General features: G+C 60.2%; 21 protein-coding genes. 6 read left to right on the top strand and 15 right to left on the bottom strand.

Annotated elements, in window-relative coordinates; genetic code table 11:
- The first annotated feature begins 14 nt into the window (after positions 1-14).
- Together Q1B16_RS16375 and Q1B16_RS16370 are read left to right on the top strand one after the other, a co-directional pair.
- On the top strand, positions 15-962 hold the full coding sequence (locus Q1B16_RS16375; RefSeq protein WP_299791184.1) for a zinc transporter ZntB: 948 nt from the start codon (positions 15-17) through the stop codon (positions 960-962).
- A gap of 127 nt (positions 963-1089) precedes the next feature.
- Positions 1090-1479, top strand: coding sequence for a DUF393 domain-containing protein (locus tag Q1B16_RS16370; protein ID WP_299791180.1), 390 nt, complete (start codon positions 1090-1092; stop codon positions 1477-1479).
- Here the strand turns inward: Q1B16_RS16370 and Q1B16_RS16365 are convergent.
- From Q1B16_RS16365 to Q1B16_RS16355, 3 genes are read right to left on the bottom strand one after another with little or no spacing between them, the layout of a single operon-like run.
- Positions 1463-1810: a diacylglycerol kinase gene (locus tag Q1B16_RS16365; RefSeq protein WP_299791177.1), complete on the bottom strand. Its 348-nt coding sequence runs from the start codon at positions 1808-1810 to the stop codon at positions 1463-1465. The two genes, Q1B16_RS16370 and Q1B16_RS16365, sit on opposite strands and share 17 nt — an antisense overlap.
- Before the next feature lie 8 nt (positions 1811-1818).
- On the bottom strand, positions 1819-2172 hold the full coding sequence (locus tag Q1B16_RS16360) for a YigZ family protein (RefSeq protein WP_299791174.1): 354 nt from the start codon (positions 2170-2172) through the stop codon (positions 1819-1821).
- Positions 2159-2617 (bottom strand): hypothetical protein, encoded by a 459-nt coding sequence (locus Q1B16_RS16355; protein WP_299791171.1) that lies wholly within the window; start codon positions 2615-2617, stop codon positions 2159-2161. Before Q1B16_RS16355 ends, Q1B16_RS16360 begins: the two co-directional genes overlap by 14 nt.
- A 268-nt stretch (positions 2618-2885) precedes the next feature.
- On the opposite strand from Q1B16_RS16355, the gene Q1B16_RS16350 reads away from it, so the two are divergent.
- Positions 2886-3467: a thymidine kinase gene (locus Q1B16_RS16350; protein ID WP_299791168.1), complete on the top strand. Its 582-nt coding sequence runs from the start codon at positions 2886-2888 to the stop codon at positions 3465-3467.
- A 98-nt stretch (positions 3468-3565) separates the two neighbouring features.
- Entirely contained in the window at positions 3566-4060 is a 495-nt protein-coding gene (locus tag Q1B16_RS16345; RefSeq protein ID WP_299791165.1) for a PRC-barrel domain-containing protein, read from the top strand.
- A 68-nt stretch (positions 4061-4128) separates the two neighbouring features.
- On the opposite strand, the gene Q1B16_RS16340 is transcribed toward Q1B16_RS16345, so the two are convergent.
- Positions 4129-5247: a beta-ketoacyl-ACP synthase III gene (locus Q1B16_RS16340; protein WP_299791162.1), complete on the bottom strand. Its 1119-nt coding sequence runs from the start codon at positions 5245-5247 to the stop codon at positions 4129-4131.
- Positions 5248-5367: 120 nt separating this feature from the next.
- On the opposite strand from Q1B16_RS16340, the gene Q1B16_RS16335 reads away from it, so the two are divergent.
- Entirely contained in the window at positions 5368-5622 is a 255-nt protein-coding gene (locus Q1B16_RS16335; protein WP_299791159.1) for a hypothetical protein, read from the top strand.
- Here Q1B16_RS16335 and Q1B16_RS16330 read toward each other — a convergent pair.
- From Q1B16_RS16330 to Q1B16_RS16280, 11 genes are all read right to left on the bottom strand, one after another.
- On the bottom strand, positions 5619-6569 hold the full coding sequence (locus tag Q1B16_RS16330; RefSeq protein WP_299791595.1) for a D-glycerate dehydrogenase: 951 nt from the start codon (positions 6567-6569) through the stop codon (positions 5619-5621). The genes Q1B16_RS16335 and Q1B16_RS16330 overlap by 4 nt on opposite strands.
- Positions 6566-6904 carry a tRNA-binding protein gene (locus Q1B16_RS16325; RefSeq protein ID WP_299791156.1) on the bottom strand — a complete coding sequence of 113 codons (339 nt, stop codon included), beginning with the start codon at positions 6902-6904 and terminating at the stop codon, positions 6566-6568. Before Q1B16_RS16325 ends, Q1B16_RS16330 begins: the two co-directional genes overlap by 4 nt.
- Complete coding sequence (gene proC / locus Q1B16_RS16320; protein ID WP_299791153.1) at positions 6897-7712, bottom strand: pyrroline-5-carboxylate reductase; 816 nt, start codon at positions 7710-7712, stop codon at positions 6897-6899. Before proC ends, Q1B16_RS16325 begins: the two co-directional genes overlap by 8 nt.
- A 33-nt stretch (positions 7713-7745) precedes the next feature.
- Positions 7746-8246 (bottom strand): YbjN domain-containing protein, encoded by a 501-nt coding sequence (locus tag Q1B16_RS16315; RefSeq protein ID WP_299791150.1) that lies wholly within the window; start codon positions 8244-8246, stop codon positions 7746-7748.
- A 500-nt stretch (positions 8247-8746) separates the two neighbouring features.
- Positions 8747-10009: an ABC transporter substrate-binding protein gene (locus tag Q1B16_RS16310; RefSeq protein WP_299791147.1), complete on the bottom strand. Its 1263-nt coding sequence runs from the start codon at positions 10007-10009 to the stop codon at positions 8747-8749.
- A gap of 33 nt (positions 10010-10042) precedes the next feature.
- Complete coding sequence (locus Q1B16_RS16305; protein ID WP_299791144.1) at positions 10043-10990, bottom strand: branched-chain amino acid ABC transporter permease; 948 nt, start codon at positions 10988-10990, stop codon at positions 10043-10045.
- On the bottom strand, positions 10987-11901 hold the full coding sequence (locus Q1B16_RS16300; RefSeq protein ID WP_299791141.1) for a branched-chain amino acid ABC transporter permease: 915 nt from the start codon (positions 11899-11901) through the stop codon (positions 10987-10989). Before Q1B16_RS16300 ends, Q1B16_RS16305 begins: the two co-directional genes overlap by 4 nt.
- Positions 11898-12626 (bottom strand): ABC transporter ATP-binding protein, encoded by a 729-nt coding sequence (locus tag Q1B16_RS16295; RefSeq protein WP_299791138.1) that lies wholly within the window; start codon positions 12624-12626, stop codon positions 11898-11900. The genes Q1B16_RS16300 and Q1B16_RS16295 overlap by 4 nt, the downstream gene beginning before the upstream one ends.
- Positions 12623-13402, bottom strand: coding sequence for an ABC transporter ATP-binding protein (locus tag Q1B16_RS16290; RefSeq protein ID WP_366140159.1), 780 nt, complete (start codon positions 13400-13402; stop codon positions 12623-12625). The genes Q1B16_RS16295 and Q1B16_RS16290 overlap by 4 nt, the downstream gene beginning before the upstream one ends.
- Positions 13386-14465, bottom strand: a complete 1080-nt coding sequence (locus Q1B16_RS16285; RefSeq protein ID WP_299791135.1) for an aldo/keto reductase — start codon at positions 14463-14465, stop codon at positions 13386-13388. The genes Q1B16_RS16290 and Q1B16_RS16285 overlap by 17 nt, the downstream gene beginning before the upstream one ends.
- A complete protein-coding gene (locus Q1B16_RS16280; RefSeq protein ID WP_299791132.1) occupies positions 14462-14836 on the bottom strand; it encodes a TIGR04076 family protein in 375 nt (124 codons plus the stop codon). Before Q1B16_RS16280 ends, Q1B16_RS16285 begins: the two co-directional genes overlap by 4 nt.
- Before the next feature lie 127 nt (positions 14837-14963).
- Between Q1B16_RS16280 and Q1B16_RS16275 the strand changes: the two genes are divergently transcribed.
- Positions 14964-16421, top strand: a complete 1458-nt coding sequence (locus tag Q1B16_RS16275; protein WP_299791129.1) for an aldo/keto reductase — start codon at positions 14964-14966, stop codon at positions 16419-16421.
- Position 16422: the final 1 nt, after the last annotated feature.

The following is a 16422-nucleotide window of genomic DNA, read 5'->3' as shown; positions in this document are numbered from 1 at the left end:
GTTAAACTGACGCCATGACACCCGAGAACCACAGCTTTACCCATCTGATTTCCAGGTCGGGGCGCGCCCTTGAGGCTAACGACCCCGACGCAGCGTATCGCTGGACCCATGTTCAGGGCGACGTGGATTATGTGGCCGGGATCCTTTCCGAATTGTCACTGGACGCGGTGGTCGCGGCTGCCCTGTCCGCCGCCGAAACCCGCCCGCGCTGTACCCCGCATGGCGAAGGCGCCGTGGTGATCCTGCGCGGGATCAACCTGATCGAAGGTGCCGATCCAGAGGACATGATCTCTTTGCGCGTCTGGATCGAGGACGACCGGATCATCAGCGTGGGCATCCGTCCCTTGGGCGCGCTGGACGACATCCTGTCGATGGTTTCCCGCAACCGCGCGCCGGTGTCGACCGGCGACATGCTGGCCAGCATCGCGCTGCGTTTGGTGGATCGTGCGGATCCGGTGATCGCCGACCTGAACGAGATACTGGATGCGATCGAGGACGGGCTGGACGACAGCGATATCGCTGAAACCCGCCGCAGCATTTCCGATACTCGCCGTGTCGCCATCGCGCTGCGACGGTATCTGTTTCCGCAGCGCGATGCTCTGACGACGCTCGAAGTCGAAGATTTTGACTGGATCTCGGAACTCGCAAGAGGCCACCTGCGCGAGGCGGTCGACCGATTGTCGCGGCTCTGCGAAGAACTCGACATGATCCGCGAACGATGCCAGGTGGTGCAGGATCACATGCTCGACATTCGCGCCGAGGCGATGAACCAGCAGATGCTGGTGTTGACGGTGGTGGCGGCGTTTTTCCTGCCGATCAGTTTCCTGACCGGGCTCTTGGGGATCAACGTGGGCGGCGTGCCCTTGGCGCAGAGCGACAACGGGTTCTGGATCATTTGCGGGCTGATGGTGGTGATCGGCGTGCTGGAGTACCTGCTGTTCCGCAAGTTCAAGCTGTTCTGATCAAGTAGACCTGCACTTAGGCTAATGATTTGGACGCTCCGCCTTCTAGCCTCAGAGACCTACTGAAACCAAGCAAGACAGATCGTGGCGCGCTTGACCATAGATATGCCCGGCATAGGTCTGCGGTATGGCAAAGACATCCGACACCCGCGTTCTTTTCAACAACCAGTGCCCGGTTTGTTCGTTCGAGATCAACCACTACGCGGCCTATGCGAAAGACCATGATCTGCCGATCCAGTTCGATGATCTGAATGGTCCTGAACGGGCAGCTTGGGGAATTGACGAAGACACGGCCGCGCGGCGGCTTTACGTCTTGCGGGATGGAGAACTGACCAGCGGCATTCCGGCATTTCTTGTCCTTTGGCGCGAGATGCCGCGCTATCGTTGGTTGGCGCGCGTGGTGGGATTGCCGGGGATCAGGCAAGTGGCCTCGGTCGCCTATGACCATGCCCTTGCTCCGCTGATCTATCGCTGGCACCTGCGGCGCAAAGCGCGGGCAGCTAGCCAATCAGGATAACGACCCAGGCAACACCCACGGCAACGGCCGCGACGGCCACTCCGGCGCTGCCTGCGTCCTTGGCGCGCTTGGCCAGTGGATGCGGATCGGTCGAAATATAGTCGACGGCGTCTTCGATCGCCGTGTTGATCAGTTCAGCCGCAAGAACGAGAACCCCCAGCGCCAGGATCAGCGCCCGCTCTGCTGGTGACAGCGGCAACACAAAGGCGAGCGCCGCGGATATCAGATTGGCCCAGACCCAGCTGCGAAAGCTGTACTCGGTCCGCCAAGTGGCGACCACACCGTGCCAAGACCAGAGGCAGCGCAGTTTGAGGCGTCTGAAAAACTCCATGCGGCGGCTTATCCGATCATTTCGAGGTAATGGCGGACGCAATCCTGAACGTGGCGAAAGCGGTCTCCGCCCAGATGCTTGCCACCGTACCATCGAGTCACCACGATGACATGATCCGTAAGGCCTTCGCGTTCCAGCATTTGCAGGATAATCTGACCTGCCCCGCCTTCGCCGTCGTCGTTCTTCAAAGGCGTGCCATCGGAAAAGACCACGGCCCACGTGTTATGCGTGGCTTTGGCGTATTTCTTGGCGCGCTTGAGGTTTTTCAGGAAGGCGTCGACGTCTTCACGGCTTTTGGCGGGCCCTCCGCTTACCGCGTATTTGGACCCGCGATCCGAAATGACGCCTTCAAACTGTCTCATCTTCCAGATGCAGTTTCATATCCACGAGCACCTGTTGCAGTGCGAGGGTTTCCCGCAGCAGGCGGCGTGCTTCGTTTGCGCTGATCACGCCGTCTTCGATGGACTGGTGGTATTCTGCCATGAGCATGGCAAACCGTTGGCTGAGCGCAACGACGTTGGAATTGACGCCACCCTTTCGGGTCTCGTTGTCACGCCGCTGGTCGAAGGACAGGGTGATGCCGTTCAGTTCTGCAAGGGCGGATGTCACGTGCGGGTAGCTTGACTGCTGTTCAAGCGCCGCAACCGCGTCCACCGGCATGAAGCGCTCTGAATGCTCCTCGTGATCCGCATAGTATCGACCCAGGGTCGCCTTGGACTTGCCGGTCAGTTTGCAGGCCGTCTCGATACCCACATCTTTGACGAGAAGCTCCGTGTGTTTCTTCAGATATGGACCGAACGTGGACATCACAAACTCCCGACACTTTCTCCCACTCCGGTGGGAACCTTCAAGCTTCTTTCCCCTGACGTCCACTTTAATGCAATGCGATAGCTCTACCAGACCCGAAATTGTCGGGCGCAAGGCACATGGGGCAGGCCCCCGGGATGCGCAGTTCAGCCGCTGGCACGGTGCGTGATATACGCCGTGTCACATTTCGCCCTCACGGAAACAGCGGCAGCGCATCCCGGATGTGTCAGACTTGCGCGGCGGCACGGGTTGCGGCACATGGATTTGCATGGCGAAGCTCTACTTCAATTACTCGACGATGAATGCAGGCAAATCGACCCTGCTTCTGCAAGCCGCGCATAACTACGAAGAGCGCGGCATGTCCGTTTACCGTATGACGGCCGCCTTTGATGATCGCGCGGGCAAGGGGCGCATCGGATCACGGATCGGCTTTGCGCGGGAGGCTGACACGTTCTCACCGACGGACGATCTTTATGCGCGGATCGAAAGCCTGCTGGCGGACACTCGACTGGCCTGCATTTTTATCGACGAGGCGCAGTTCCTGACGCCGGAGCAGGTGTGGCAGCTGGCGCGCGTGGCGGATGATCTGGGCGTGCCCGTGATGGCTTACGGCTTGCGCGTCGATTTTCGGGGCGAGCTTTTTCCCGGATCCGCGACGCTTTTGGCGCTTGCGGATTCGCTGCGCGAAGTGCGTACGATCTGCCATTGTGGTCGCAAAGCGACGATGGTGGTGCGGCAAGACGATCAGGGCAATGTTCTGACCACGGGCGCTCAGGTGCAGATCGGCGGCAACGAGACCTATGTGAGCCTGTGCCGCAAACACTGGCGGCAGGAAACCGGCACGCCCTGAGCGCAAAAAGTTCCATCAAAAACGAAAAATATTTCGTGGAACACTGTGTTCGGAAGCGGGGTTGTCTGAGCAGAAACAACGCAACCTAGGAGGATGCCATGAACAAGCTTTTTGCAAGCGCACTCGCACTCACAATCGGAACCACCGGCGCATGGGCGGAAAGCCATTCGTCCAGCGATATGGCGACCGATACCACCGATACTGAGATGAGCCAGACCGCCACAGCTGACAATATGTCGATGGACGATCCGGCGAACCTTATCCGGACCCGCGACATCACTGGCGGTGACATCTACACGATGAGTGCAGCCAACGACGAAGGGTGGTCGATGGATACGGTCCATGACGAAATTGGTGCCGACTGGAACGATATCGGTGAGATCGAAGACATCATTCTGAACAAAAGCGGTCAGATGGTCGGTATCGTGGCTGAAGTCGGCGGTTTTCTTGATATCGCGGACAAGCACGTGATGATCCCCGTCTCCGACGTCAATCTCGTGGCGGTGGACGATCGCAGCTATGCGTTCGTGACGCGGTACAGCGAAGAAGAGTTGGAGCAGATGGAATCGGTCGACGAAGGCTTCTGGAACTAAGTCACCTGACACGTCAGACAAGAAGAGGGCCGCATTGGCCCTCTTTTTTTGTCGACGAAGATAACAGTTTACGCTCGCTCTACCAAAACAGACCCAACAGAGTAGCCTGCCCCGAATGAACAGATCACGCCCCGGTCTCCGGCTTGCATGTCGTCCGAATATTTTGAGAAGGCGATAATCGAACCGGCAGAGGACGTGTTGGCGTAATCCTGAAGAATGTTCGGCTGTTCTCCGGGTTCGGGCGTACGCCCCAGAACCTTTCTCCCGATAAAATCATTCATCGTCTTGTTTGCTTGGTGCAGCCAAAGACGTTTCAGGCTGTCCGCCTCCCAACCCGCGTCGTCCAGATGTCCGAGGATGTGTGCTGACACCATCGGCAGCACTTCCTTGAACACCTTGCGCCCGTTCTGCATGAATTGCATGTCGCGACGGTCTTCCATCTGGTCATGGGTTCGGCGCAAGAAGCCGTTGTTGTTGCGGATGTTGTTGGAAAACTCGGTCGCGCAACGGGTGCCGTGAATTGTGAAATGCGCGCCATTTGCCTGTGCCTCGGGCTCGATCACCACGGCTGTTGCAACATCGCCGAAGATGAAGTGGCAGTCGCGGTCACGCCATTCGAGGTGGGCGGAACAAATCTCGGGATTGACGACAATCGCGCATGTGACCGACCCGGACCGGACCATATCCGCCGCGGCCTGGATCCCGAACGTGGCCGAAGAACAGGCGACATTCATATCAAAAGCGAACCCCCCGGCGCCGATCAGCTTTTGGATTTCGACGGCAATCGCCGGATAGGCGCGTTCGTGGTTCGACGCCGCGCAAATCACCAGATCAACCTCGGACGGATCGCGCCCGGCCTGGGCAAGGGCCTTGGTGATCGCATCGACAGCCATCTCGGCCATGATCGACGGGCTATCGTCATCGCGCGGTGCGAGGCTGGGAAACATGCGGTCGGGGTCAAGAACACCGTCCTTGTCCATAACGAAGCGTTGCTCGATCCCCGAGGCCGACAAGATGAAATCTGCGCTCGAATGCGGAACCGGGTCCATCTTGCCTGCGGCGATGGCCTCGGCGTTGTCGGCATTTATCCGGTCCGCATAGGCGTTGAACGCGACGACCAGTTCGTCATTGGTGATCACCTGCTCGGGCGTGAACACGCCGCTTCCGGTGATGGCTGGCTGGATCATGGGGCTTCCTCCGCGTTTCGCGTGACCAAACGGCAACATCCTGCCGGGGTCAAGCGCGACGCTACGCGATTTCGGAACCTCGTTCTGCGGACCTGCGTTTTGACCCCAAAGGAGGTACAAATGGACCGACTATCTATCATTCTCTCGCTTCTCAGTGGTGCCCTCATCACGGGGACCCTTGTCATCACCGCGTTTTCCATCGGGTACTACAACTGGTGGGTCATCGGCGGCTCGGCAATTGTCGGCTGGCTGATGGCATGGCCCAGCGCCTATTACGTGTCTCGCCTGATCAAGAACAATGATCCCGAATGGCGCACCCAGCGCAATCCGATGAAGAACGGGCCGATCCCTAAACCGAACGCGAAAGAGGTCTAGACAGCATTCGGAAGCGGACGGCCGTCGGCGAAGGCAATCGCATTGTCCACCGCCATCAAGCCCATCGCTGTCCGAACTTCAAGTGCAGCCGTGCCCAGATGGGGTAACAGAGTCACGTTGTCGAGATCGGTGAGCGCCTTTGGCACTTCAGGTTCGAACTCGTAAACATCGAGCCCCGCGCCAGCAATCTGGCCCTCTGACAAGGCCGTGATCAAATCGGCCTCGTTCACGACATCCCCACGCGCAATGTTCACGACATGCGCGTGGGGTTTCATTTTTTGCAGTACCGATGCATCGATCAAATGGTGGGTTTCCGCGCCGCCGGGAACCGCGACCACCAGCACATCGACTTGCGACGCCAGATCGCCAAGAGTGTCAATTTGCTCAGCCGGGAAAGACACGTCTTTCGGGGACCGATTATAGAACTTGATCGTCATGCCAAAGCCGAAATGCGCGCGGTGCGCGATTGCCTGGCCGATACGACCCATTCCCACGATACCGAGCGTCTTGCCCGACATATGCAGCCCCAAGAGCTGCGTCGGGTGCCATCCCTGCCAACGGCCAGCGCGCACCATCCGCTCACCCTCACCGGCGCGCCGACACGTCATCAACATCAGCATCAACGCGATATCGGCAGTCGCATCGGTCACGGCGCCGGGCGTGTTGGTCACTTCGATCCCGACCTTTCGCGCGGCGTCGGCATCAATGTGGTTGTACCCTACACCGAAATTGGCGAGCAGCTTGCAGCGCTGGTGGGGCACCGCAGAGAAGACCTCGGCGCTGTAGGCGTCGCCCAAAGTCGGCAAAACCACGTCATAGTCTTTCAGACTCGACAGCAGTTCCTCGTGATCCATCGGCTGAGTGTTGTCCCGCACCGTTACGTCGAACGTCTCGCGGGCTTTTTCCAGAACCGGGTCGGGCAGTTTTCGGGTCATCAACAGTTTCAGCACAGGCGCGCTCCGTTCGGGGTGTCCTTGTCGGGAACGGCAAGGACAATGGCATCGCCGGCGTCATGGAAGCCGAGAACCAGGGCCTCGGACATGAACGGTCCGATCTGGCGCGGCGGGAAGTTCACCACGCCCATGACCTTTTTGCCGACGAGGGTATCAGGATCGTAATGCACGGTGATCTGGGCCGATGATTTCTTGACACCAATCTCGTCGCCGTAATCGACCCAAAGCTTGATCGCGGGTTTGCGCGCCTCGGGAAATGGCTCTGCCCGGATGACGGTGCCCACGCGGATGTCGACTTTCATGAAATCATCGAAGGTGATCTCAGCCATTGGCCAGCTCCTTGGATCGTTTCGTCGCGGCGTCGATGGTTTTGGCAATCAGGGGCGGCAACCCGGTTTCTTCGTCCATGAGCACCTCCAGACCGGCCTGCGTGGTGCCGTTCGGGCTTGTGACATTGACGCGCAATTGGCTTGGTGTGTCGTCGGCCTGCATCGCCAGCGCCCCGGCGCCGGCCACAGTGGCCTTGGCAAGCGTCATGGCCAGCTCGGGCGCAAGTCCCTGCGCCTCACCCGCGCGGGCCAGGCATTCGATCATGTAGAACACATAGGCCGGACCGGACCCGCTTAGCCCGGTTACTGCGTCCATCTGATCTTCGGTTTCGAGCCGTACGGTCTGACCTATCGCTGACAAAAGCGTTTCGGCCATCTGAAGCTGATGCTCGGTCACATGCGGATTGCCGATGATGGCGGTGATGCCCTGCTTCACGGCGGCGGGTGTGTTCGGAATCGACCGGATCACAGGGGTTTTCGCGCCCAGCATCTCTTCGAACGTGGCGATGGTGATGCCTGCGGCTACTGACAGGAACGTGGTCGTGCCATTGCCCAATGGGGTGAGGGTCGGCAGCGCGTCGCGCATGATCTGCGGCTTGACGGCGACAAGGACAATCGCCGGATCGTTGGGCAGGTCTTCGTTCAAATGCACACCCTGCGCCTGCACCCAATCGGACGGGTTGGGATCGTTGACCCAAACAGAGGCGGCAGGCAGCCCCCCTGCAAGCCAGCCCTCCAGCATGGCCGAGCCCATTTTCCCACAGCCCAAAAGTACAAGGCCGCGCTTGGCGATGTCGGAATTCTGCATGATGCCCCCCACGTTTTGCGTCGGGGGCTAGTGTTACGCGCGCCCGTAAGCCTCTGCAATGGCGACCTGAAGCGCATCCTGTGGGTCGCGATTTCCCCAGACGACCAGCTGGAACGCGGGGTAGTAGCGTTCAGCGCTCATCACCGCGCAGGTGATCATCGTGTCGATCTGTTCCGCGCTGGCGACATTGCCCCCGGCCAGAACCAGACCGTATCGATAGACCACGAGCTTGGCTTCTTCCCAGTAGGTGAAGGCGCCGGCCCAGCATTGGTCGTTCACGCCGTTCAGGCTCTCGTAGAGCGCCGGCATACGGTCTTTCGGCGGCTCCATATCGAAGGTGCAGATCAAACGGAGCGTTTCGTCATAAGGCGACCAGGCCAGCGTGATGGAGTAGGTCCGCCACTGCCCTTCCACCACCATTGCGATCTGGTCTTCCGCAATCCGGTCGAAATCCCAGTCATGGTGCTCGGCGATGTGCTCGACGATATCAATCGGGTGAATGTCTTCTTCAAGATACTGCTCGGACAGGGCCATAACGCCGCCTCCTGTTGCCTGTGCGGAAAGGCGGGTGTGTCCCAACCTTTCGATGCCTGCTCTAGGGACTGCGTCGTTCCACATGCCCCATACAACATATGCTGCATGCGCATCGGCCCTGCGTAAAGCGCTAATTCGGGGATAAGCCCAATAAGTTGTGGAGAAGTCCACCAAATGTGGTGAGCGCGAATAGTGGCACAATTTGTGGATAAAATCACGAGAAAAACGGGTGAGCCGCTCGGGACACCGAAAAACCGCGATGCAAGCGCATCATTCCGCCGTCGACAGGGCCCCTCGACCTGCTTGCGTGCTTGTATAATTTTTATGCAATATTGGACAGAGCGTGCTGCCCGTCGTGCTCCTTCGGTTATCAAATATCTCAGGGGAGGCGCTCAAGAGGCGACCGGGCCAGCGCCCCCGCTTTTTTGCCCATGAAAAAGGGACGATGCGTCTTCGCATCGTCCCCCGATCGGATTGGCGCAGCCAATTCGAAACTGATGTCAGTTCAGCGACGACATAAAATCGTTGACCTCGTTGAGCGAGATGTATTTCTGCTCCTCGATGCCACTTTCCGAGAAGACCCAGGTCACGGCGGGTGCCGAGACGTCGCCATTCTTGTCGAATTGCACGTTTCCGGTGGCGCCTTGGTAGGAGACAGTGCCACCCTCGTCGAGCACCTCTTTGGCCCGAGCGAAGCCTTCCGCATCGGCGGTCACAAGCGTGCCATCGGGATCGGTGATCATACCAACCTTGGCAGCGATATCGGCTCCGGTGGCACCTTCACCCGCGGCGTGCATCGCCAACAGGGCGATCATCGTCGCATCGTAGCTGTTGGCGAGGCCCGGACCGTTGGGCGGACCATCGAACCGTGCGGTGTACGCCTCGACGAAAGCGTCTGCTGACTCCGTGCGCGGTGAGGCCGTGTCGGTTCCGATGAAATTACCAAGGAACTGCATGCCGACATTGTCGCGGAATTCGTCGGATTTGAGCGCGTTGGCCGCAATCATGTTCTGCGATCCGCCCAGCGAGATCCATTCGCGGACGACCTGTGTGCCCTCTTTCGGATACAGCGCCATGTAGATCGCCTCGGGGTTGCCCTTGAGCGCTTCGGTCACTTCGGCGCGGTAGGATGCCTGCGCATCGTTGATTGCGATGGAGGCGGTCACTTCGATGCCCAGCGCTTCGAGGTCTTCGGCGACGAGCCCACCGATATCCTGACCCCAATCGTCGTTCTTGTAGAAGACCGCGACGGATTTGTAGCCCTGTTCCTGCGCGACCATCGCTCCGACTGCGGCTTGAACACCGGAGGTGGCGAAGGTGCGGTAGAAGAGCCCGTTGGTCTTGCCCTCTTCGGCCAGTTTCGTGAACGCCGTCGAGGATGAGCAGCAGGACATCTGCATCACGCCCGCAGGCACCGTGACCGATGTCAGGATCGGCATGGACACACCCGAGGACACGGCACCGAGCAAAAGCTTCACGCCGTCCAGATCGACCAGCGCCTTGGCCGCGTCGACACCGACCTTGGGGTCGACCTGCGTGTCCCGCAGCACCATTTCGATCTGGCAGCCCGCGACGCCGCCGGTTTCGTTGGCAATGTCCACAACATATTGCGCAGTCGCCGCGATCGGCTTGCCCCAATCCACCGAAGTGGGCAGGACCGCACCGATCTTGGTCGTGCAATCCTGCGCAGCGGCATCGGTGCCTAGGCTGGCAAAGCCCGCCGCAAGCCCCAATGCCAGGGCCGAAGTTCTAAGTCCGTTCATTCCATAGCTCCCTGTTCTTCAGTTTTTAAGGTTTCATTTGGTCTTGGCCGATTGCGACACGACCAGGCGTTCCGGGAAAAGGCCCTGTGGTCTCCAAAGAAGCATCCCCACAATGACGAAGCCGATCAGCACGAACTGGATCGACCCGGTATAAAGCTGCACCTCAAGCGGAGCGAAGCGTGACAGCGCCCAGCCGCTCGCGGTCCAGGCCGCCCAGATCAGGAACGTCCCCATCACCGCGCCCTTGTTATTGCCCGCACCGCCGACGATCAGCATCGCCCATATCTGGAATGTCAGGATCGGCAGCACGTCTTGCGGGCTGATGAAGGCATAGAATGTGGCGTAGAGTCCACCGGCAAGGCCCATGATCACCGAACCGGCGACGAAAGACGTCAGGCGAATCCGCGACGGAGATTTGCCCAGCGATTGCGCTGCGGTCTCGTCTTCGCGGATCGCGCGCAAGAGCCGTCCAAAAGGGGACTGGATCAGCCGCTCCAGAAACACGTAGGTGGCAATCAGCAGGACCAGAACAAAGACGAAAAACGCGAGGTTATAGCTAAAGCCGTTGCCCAGTGCCTCGCGCAGCGGCCGCTCAAACCCGCGGATGCCTTGAGCCCCACCAAGCCAATCGGAATTGCGCATCACGTTCTCGAACGCCACAGCGACCCCGAAAGTGGCGATGGCAAGATAATCATGTCTGAGGCGGAGCGTCAGGAGCCCGACGACCCAAGCCACGATCCCTGCAATGACCATTCCGCCAAAAAGGGCGATCAAATACGGCAGTTCGAACCCACCAAGCTGTCCGGCTTGGGGCGTTCCGCCAAGGATCAGTGTCCCGTAGGCCCCTGCCCCGAAAAACGCCACAACGCCGCCGTTGAAGAGGCCGGTGTTGCCCCATTGAAGATTGAGCCCCAACACCGCGATCGACAGGATCGACGCCACCGTGGCAAAGAACACGAGGTATGAGATGATACCGATCACGCGCGCTCTTCCCCGAACAGGCCATGTGGGCGGATGATGAGCACAGCGAGAATGATGAGGAACGGAACCGCCGGGCTATAGCCGGACGGCAGGATCACCAGCGCGAGGTTGGACGCGAGACCCACGAGAAACCCACCAAGCACCGCGCCGTAGATGCTGCCAATCCCACCAACGATGGTGGCTGCGAATATCAGCAGAACGAGGTCGCGCCCCAGAACCGGGTTGATCTGGTTGGTCAGCCCGTAGAACACACCCGCCGCCGCAGCCAGTCCGCCGCCGATCAACCAGATCAGAACGATCATGCGGTTCAGGTTAATGCCAGAGACCTGCGCCAGTGTCGGGTTCTCGGCCACCGCGCGCAGGCTGTAGCCGAATGTCGTGCGCGACAGGATCAGATGCAGGATGAACATGATCAGGAGCGCCGCAACCAAGGTGAACACCTGATCGGGCTTGATCAGCAGGAACGGATCCCGGCTGACCACGATGGCGAAGACGATGTCCTGCGAATAGAGCTTGGGGTTCAGCCCGAAGATCAGGCCAAGGATATTGCGAATGATCATCGCGACGCCGAAGGAGGCGAAGACCATCGACAACTCACCCCCCTTCGCGCGCACGCGTCTGAAGACGAGGCGGTCGATCAGAACCGCCGACAGGCCGGTAAGCGCCATCGAGATCAGGATCGCGATGGAGAGTGACCAGGTCAGGCTTAGGGGCGGGATCGCCTGTGCCAGCGCGGGATGGATCGCCTTGAACAGGCCATCGAACACCAACGCGGCATAGGCCCCGATGGATAGCAGTTCGGCGTGCGAAAAGTTGGCGAAGCGCAGCATGTGCATCGCCATCGTCAGGCCAATCGCACCCAGCGACAGGATCGAGCCGACCAGCACTCCGTCCACCAGGTTCTGGATCATGCCGGCGTCACCCGTTTGCCGCCGAGATAGATCTGGCCAACCACGGGATCGTTCAGCAGGTCCTCAGCCGGTCCATCCACCTGGTTGCGCCCGTCCGCCAAAATGTAACAGTGATCCGCAAGGCGAAGCGCCTGTTTCACGTTCTGCTCGACCAGCAGGATCGTGACACCCTGCTCGGTCAGCGCGCGGGCGTATTCCAGCACCGCTTGCGCAGCTTTCGGGGACAGCCCGGCAGAGGGTTCATCCATCAGGATCACCGACGGATTGATCGCCAGCGCCATAGCGACGGCAAGAAATTGGCGCTGACCACCGGACAGCGCACCCGCCTTTTCGGTTTGCTTGTTGGCCAGCGCGGGAAACTGTGCCAGAAGCCGCTCCCGCCGTGCCACCGCGTCCTTGCCAGCGTTGCGCAACACCAGGTCGAGGTTCTGCCGGATCGTAAGCGAACGAAAGATATTGTCCGACTGCGGGACATAAGCGACGCCAAGCCCACCCATCCGGTCGGGGCGCGGGTTGGTGATCTCTGTCCCATGCAGATGCACCAAGCCACCCGACACCGGGACCAGCCCGGCAATGGCCTTGATCAAGGTCGACTTGCCCGCACCGTTGGGACCGATGATCACAGTTACTTTGGCGGTTTCGGCAGTCAGGGACACGCCTTTGAGGATCGGCAGATCCGGGACATACCCAGCGACGATATTTCGGGCGACCAGAGCGTCGGTCATTCGACCTGGGCCCCGAGATAGGCGTCGAGGAGAACCGTGTTGTTTTGTGCCTCCTCCGCCGTTCCTTCGAATGCTTTGCGGCCCTCGGCCAGCGCGATCACCGGATTGCAGTGCTGCATGACGAAGTCCATGTCGTGCTCGATAATGACAAAGGTTTTCCCATCGCGGTTCAACTCTTCGATCTTTTCGATCAGGATCTTGGTCAGCGTCGGGTTCACCCCTGCCGCAGGTTCGTCCAGCAGGATCAGCTTCGGGTCTCCCATCAGGATGCGAGCCAACTCGAGCAGCTTCATCTGCCCGCCGGAAATTTGCCCCGCCGCATTGTCAGCCAGCGGCGCAAGCGTTACGAAATCGAGCACCTCCATCGCACGTTTGCGGATCGTCGCCTCTTGTTCGCGCATCTTGGACGGTTGCAGGAATCGCCCCCAAAGCCGTTCACCCGCTTGCGCCATCGGAGCAAGCATGACGTTTTCCAGCACGCTCATCTTGGCAAACGGGCGCGGGATCTGGAACGTTCGCCCAAGGCCCAGCGCGAAAAGCGCGTCCGGCGAAAACCGGGTGGCATCCTGACCGTCAAGGAACACCGAACCGCTTGTGGGTTTGAGCATGCCGGTCAGCACATTGAACAGCGTTGTTTTTCCGGCCCCGTTCGGCCCGATCAGCCCTGTGATCGTCCCCGCCCTAATGGAGAGCGACACATCATTGACCGCGCGGAATTCGCCGAAATCGCGGGTCAGCCCGTCGATGCGCAGGATCGGTTCAGCCATCTGCGCCATGAATCGCGTCGTTGGGATTGGTGTTGAGATTGTACTTCATGATCCGACCGTGGCGGCTGGTCCGGTCGCCTTCGAGCGCGTAGACATCGCCCTTCGGTCCGTCCGCCTGATCCAGCACGGCATTCAGAATTGCGATATCGTCCGGCATCAGCTTGAAATCGAACGTCTGCAAAGTCTGTGGCAAGTGACGCGCGTAGCGCGCGCCGACGATGCTGGCGGCGACTTGTGGCTGGTCGAGCACCCACCGGGTCGCGACGGCGGACAGGGACACGCCGTACTTGTCGCCCACCGCTTTCAACGCGCGCAAAAGGGATTGGAACCGCTCCCACGGTCCGAATTCGTCGATGATAAGCCGGTACTTGATAAGGCTTCGATTTTCGAACTCGAACCCCGGGTCAGGTTCGCCCAGCCATTTTTCGGTGATGAAGCCACCGGCCAACGTCCCGTAGCAAATGAGGTGAACGTTGTTCCGAGCGGCCCAGTCAGCAAGCCCATTCGCGGGGCGTCGGTCGAGTACGGAATACTGAACCTGCGCCGAGGCGATATCGAACCCGGCATCGACGAACCGCTGCATCGCCTGACGATCCCAGTTCGTGGTGCCGAGAGTCTTGATCTTGCCCTCTTGCTTGAGGTCTTTCAGCACTCCGAGGGAGTCGACCGCATTGCCCAGCGACAGGTCCCACCAGAAGAACTGCACGAGGTCGAGTTGGTCGACCTTGAGGCGCTTGAGCGAACGATCCACGATGGCGGTCACCTCGTCGGGCCGAAGATCGGCAAGGCGGGTCAGATCGGGCACGAGTTTGGTGTGGACACAGACACGATCCGCAATCGACGCACCCCGGCGTTGACGTAGGTCGGCAATGAAATCGCCGATCATTTCCTCAACGCCGGTGTAGATGTCCGCGCAGTCAAAGGTGAACAGCCCCGCGTCGACAAAAGCTTCCATATCGCGGATCGCCTGCGCGCGGTCCACCGGGCCGTGATCCCCTGCCAGTTGCCAGCCGCCGCGGATAACGCGGCTGATGGTATGGCCGGGGCGCAGGTCGGTCGTTTCAACGCTCATTCTGATTTGTTCCAGTAAGGTGTGCCGCGCTGGTCCGGCAGGCCGGTGGTCTCGGCATGAGAAAAGCTCCGCTTGCCGGTGCGTGTCACACGGAAGCGCCCGCCACAATGCGGATCGGGGCAGGCAATTTCGGCATCGGTGGACATCCAGTCATTCGGCGCGGTCGGGCGCTGTTTGGCGGGCAAGAGCGGCAACAAAGCCGCGAGCGCATACATGGAGACCCTCTTCTGGTCGTCGAAGATCAGCAATTCGCCCTCGACCCGAAAGCTTTCGCCCTCGACATGGCGACAGACCGAAGTGCGGTCGCCGACGACCGTCTCGACGCGCAGATCGTATAGCCAGAAGTCATCCGCGTCCTGCGCCGCGCTCATCGTTCCCCTGACGCGCGGTGTCGCGCGGTTGTTCCCTGTTGTTAACCATATGGTTGCGGGGTTCTTTCGGGGTTGTCAAACGGGTTCGGGGCGGCAACTCATTGGGCGACAGCCGCAAGGAGCCGCCATGACCCAGCCAGACACCATCGCCCTCAGCGACCGCCTGACGATCCGCCGCGCGCTGGTGGGGCTTTGGCAGGTCGCAGATATCGAGAAGGAAGGCGACGTCATGGACCCCGAATTGGGGGCAGATCATCTTGCAGCTTACGCCGATGCCGGGTTCGACACCTTCGATATGGCGGATCACTACGGATCGGCGGAACTCATCACCGGCGCGTTGTTAAAACGCGGAAAATCCGCGACGGTTTGCACAAAGTGGTGCCCGGTGCCCGGCCCGATGACCGCAGACGTGGTGCGGGCCGGTGTGCAGGAACGGCTGGACCGTCTCGGCGTGGATCGGGTCGATCTGTTACAATTTCATTGGTGGAGTTTCGAGCATCCGGCCTGGCTCGACGCGCTGCACGAAATGGCGGAGTTGCGGGAAGATGGGCTGATCGGCGAGATCGGCCTGACGAATTTCGATGCGGCGCATCTGCATCTGGCCCTGGCGGATGGCATTCCGATTGTCAGCAACCAGGTGCCCTGTTCGCTTTTGGATCGTCGCGCGACCGGCCCGTTATCCGAGGTTTGCGCGCGTTGGGGCATAAAGCTCTTGTGTTACGGCACGCTGCAAGGCGGGTTCCTATCCGAGAAATGGCTGGGCCAGCCAGAGCCGACCGACATCACTGATTGGAGCAAGATGAAGTACAAGCGCTTCATCGACACGGCTGGCGGCTGGGACGCGTACCAGACCGTGCTGGAGGCAGCCGCAGATGTGGCGGCGAAGCATGGCGTATCGGTCGCCAACGTCGCTACGCGATGGGTGCTGGAAAACGACGCGGTGGCCGGTGTCATCATCGGCGCACGGCTCGGAGAGGCACAGCACAGCGACGACAATCTCAAGCTGTTCCAGTTTTCGCTGGATGCCGAAGACCACGCATGCTTGAACGCAGCTTTCGACACCACCACGCCGCTGCCCGGCGATTGCGGCGACGAATACCGCAAACCGCCCTTCCTCACCGCAAGCGGCGATCTGAGCCATCACCTCGACACGATGCCATCGGCGGTCACGGTCGAAGACGTCCCCGGACGCCCGGGCGAGCAGCGCGTCTTGTCGGGCAGCGAATGGGAGGACATCGCGGGCTATTGCAGGGCGCGCAGGATCGGCGATCGCATTCTCGTGTCCGGCACGACCGCTACGGCGGGCGTGGATCGGGCCGTGGCGCCGCAGGATGCGGGGGCGCAGACGACCTTCATTCTCGACAAGGTCAGTTCTGCGCTCACGGCGCTCGGTGCGTCACTGGAGGATGTGGTTCGGACGCGGGTCTACCTGAGCGATGCGGAGGATGTACTGGCCGTATCCAAGGCGCACGGCCGCGTCTTTGCAGATATCAAACCGGCCAACACCCTCTTCCAGATCGGCCAGTTGATCGGCGACTACAAGGTCGAGATAGAGGCCGAAGCTATCGTTCGGCCCAAATCATAGT

Source organism: uncultured Marivita sp. (assembly GCF_947488135.1).
Taxonomy (GTDB): Bacteria; Pseudomonadota; Alphaproteobacteria; order Rhodobacterales; family Rhodobacteraceae; genus Marivita.
The sequence above is the reverse complement of the archived record's forward strand: the minus strand, read 5'-3'. Positions and strand labels throughout refer to the sequence as shown.

Coding starts and splice junctions, on each gene's coding strand:
- Q1B16_RS16340 (WP_299791162.1), bottom strand. CDS start 5,247: ATGATCCAGCCAGCCATCACCGGAAGCGGCGTGTTCACGCCCGAGCAG.
- Q1B16_RS16310 (WP_299791147.1), bottom strand. CDS start 10,009: ATGAACGGACTTAGAACTTCGGCCCTGGCATTGGGGCTTGCGGCGGGC.
- Q1B16_RS16360 (WP_299791174.1), bottom strand. CDS start 2,172: ATGAGACAGTTTGAAGGCGTCATTTCGGATCGCGGGTCCAAATACGCG.
- Q1B16_RS16300 (WP_299791141.1), bottom strand. CDS start 11,901: ATGATCCAGAACCTGGTGGACGGAGTGCTGGTCGGCTCGATCCTGTCG.
- Q1B16_RS16280 (WP_299791132.1), bottom strand. CDS start 14,836: ATGAGCGCGGCGCAGGACGCGGATGACTTCTGGCTATACGATCTGCGC.
- Q1B16_RS16335 (WP_299791159.1), top strand. CDS start 5,368: ATGGACCGACTATCTATCATTCTCTCGCTTCTCAGTGGTGCCCTCATC.
- Q1B16_RS16370 (WP_299791180.1), top strand. CDS start 1,090: ATGGCAAAGACATCCGACACCCGCGTTCTTTTCAACAACCAGTGCCCG.
- Q1B16_RS16375 (WP_299791184.1), top strand. CDS start 15: ATGACACCCGAGAACCACAGCTTTACCCATCTGATTTCCAGGTCGGGG.
- Q1B16_RS16290 (WP_366140159.1), bottom strand. CDS start 13,402: ATGGCGCAGATGGCTGAACCGATCCTGCGCATCGACGGGCTGACCCGC.
- Q1B16_RS16345 (WP_299791165.1), top strand. CDS start 3,566: ATGAACAAGCTTTTTGCAAGCGCACTCGCACTCACAATCGGAACCACC.
- Q1B16_RS16325 (WP_299791156.1), bottom strand. CDS start 6,904: ATGGCTGAGATCACCTTCGATGATTTCATGAAAGTCGACATCCGCGTG.
- proC (WP_299791153.1), bottom strand. CDS start 7,712: ATGCAGAATTCCGACATCGCCAAGCGCGGCCTTGTACTTTTGGGCTGT.
- Q1B16_RS16365 (WP_299791177.1), bottom strand. CDS start 1,810: ATGGAGTTTTTCAGACGCCTCAAACTGCGCTGCCTCTGGTCTTGGCAC.
- Q1B16_RS16285 (WP_299791135.1), bottom strand. CDS start 14,465: ATGAGCGTTGAAACGACCGACCTGCGCCCCGGCCATACCATCAGCCGC.
- Q1B16_RS16275 (WP_299791129.1), top strand. CDS start 14,964: ATGACCCAGCCAGACACCATCGCCCTCAGCGACCGCCTGACGATCCGC.
- Q1B16_RS16355 (WP_299791171.1), bottom strand. CDS start 2,617: ATGTCCACGTTCGGTCCATATCTGAAGAAACACACGGAGCTTCTCGTC.
- Q1B16_RS16315 (WP_299791150.1), bottom strand. CDS start 8,246: ATGGCCCTGTCCGAGCAGTATCTTGAAGAAGACATTCACCCGATTGAT.
- Q1B16_RS16295 (WP_299791138.1), bottom strand. CDS start 12,626: ATGACCGACGCTCTGGTCGCCCGAAATATCGTCGCTGGGTATGTCCCG.
- Q1B16_RS16350 (WP_299791168.1), top strand. CDS start 2,886: ATGGCGAAGCTCTACTTCAATTACTCGACGATGAATGCAGGCAAATCG.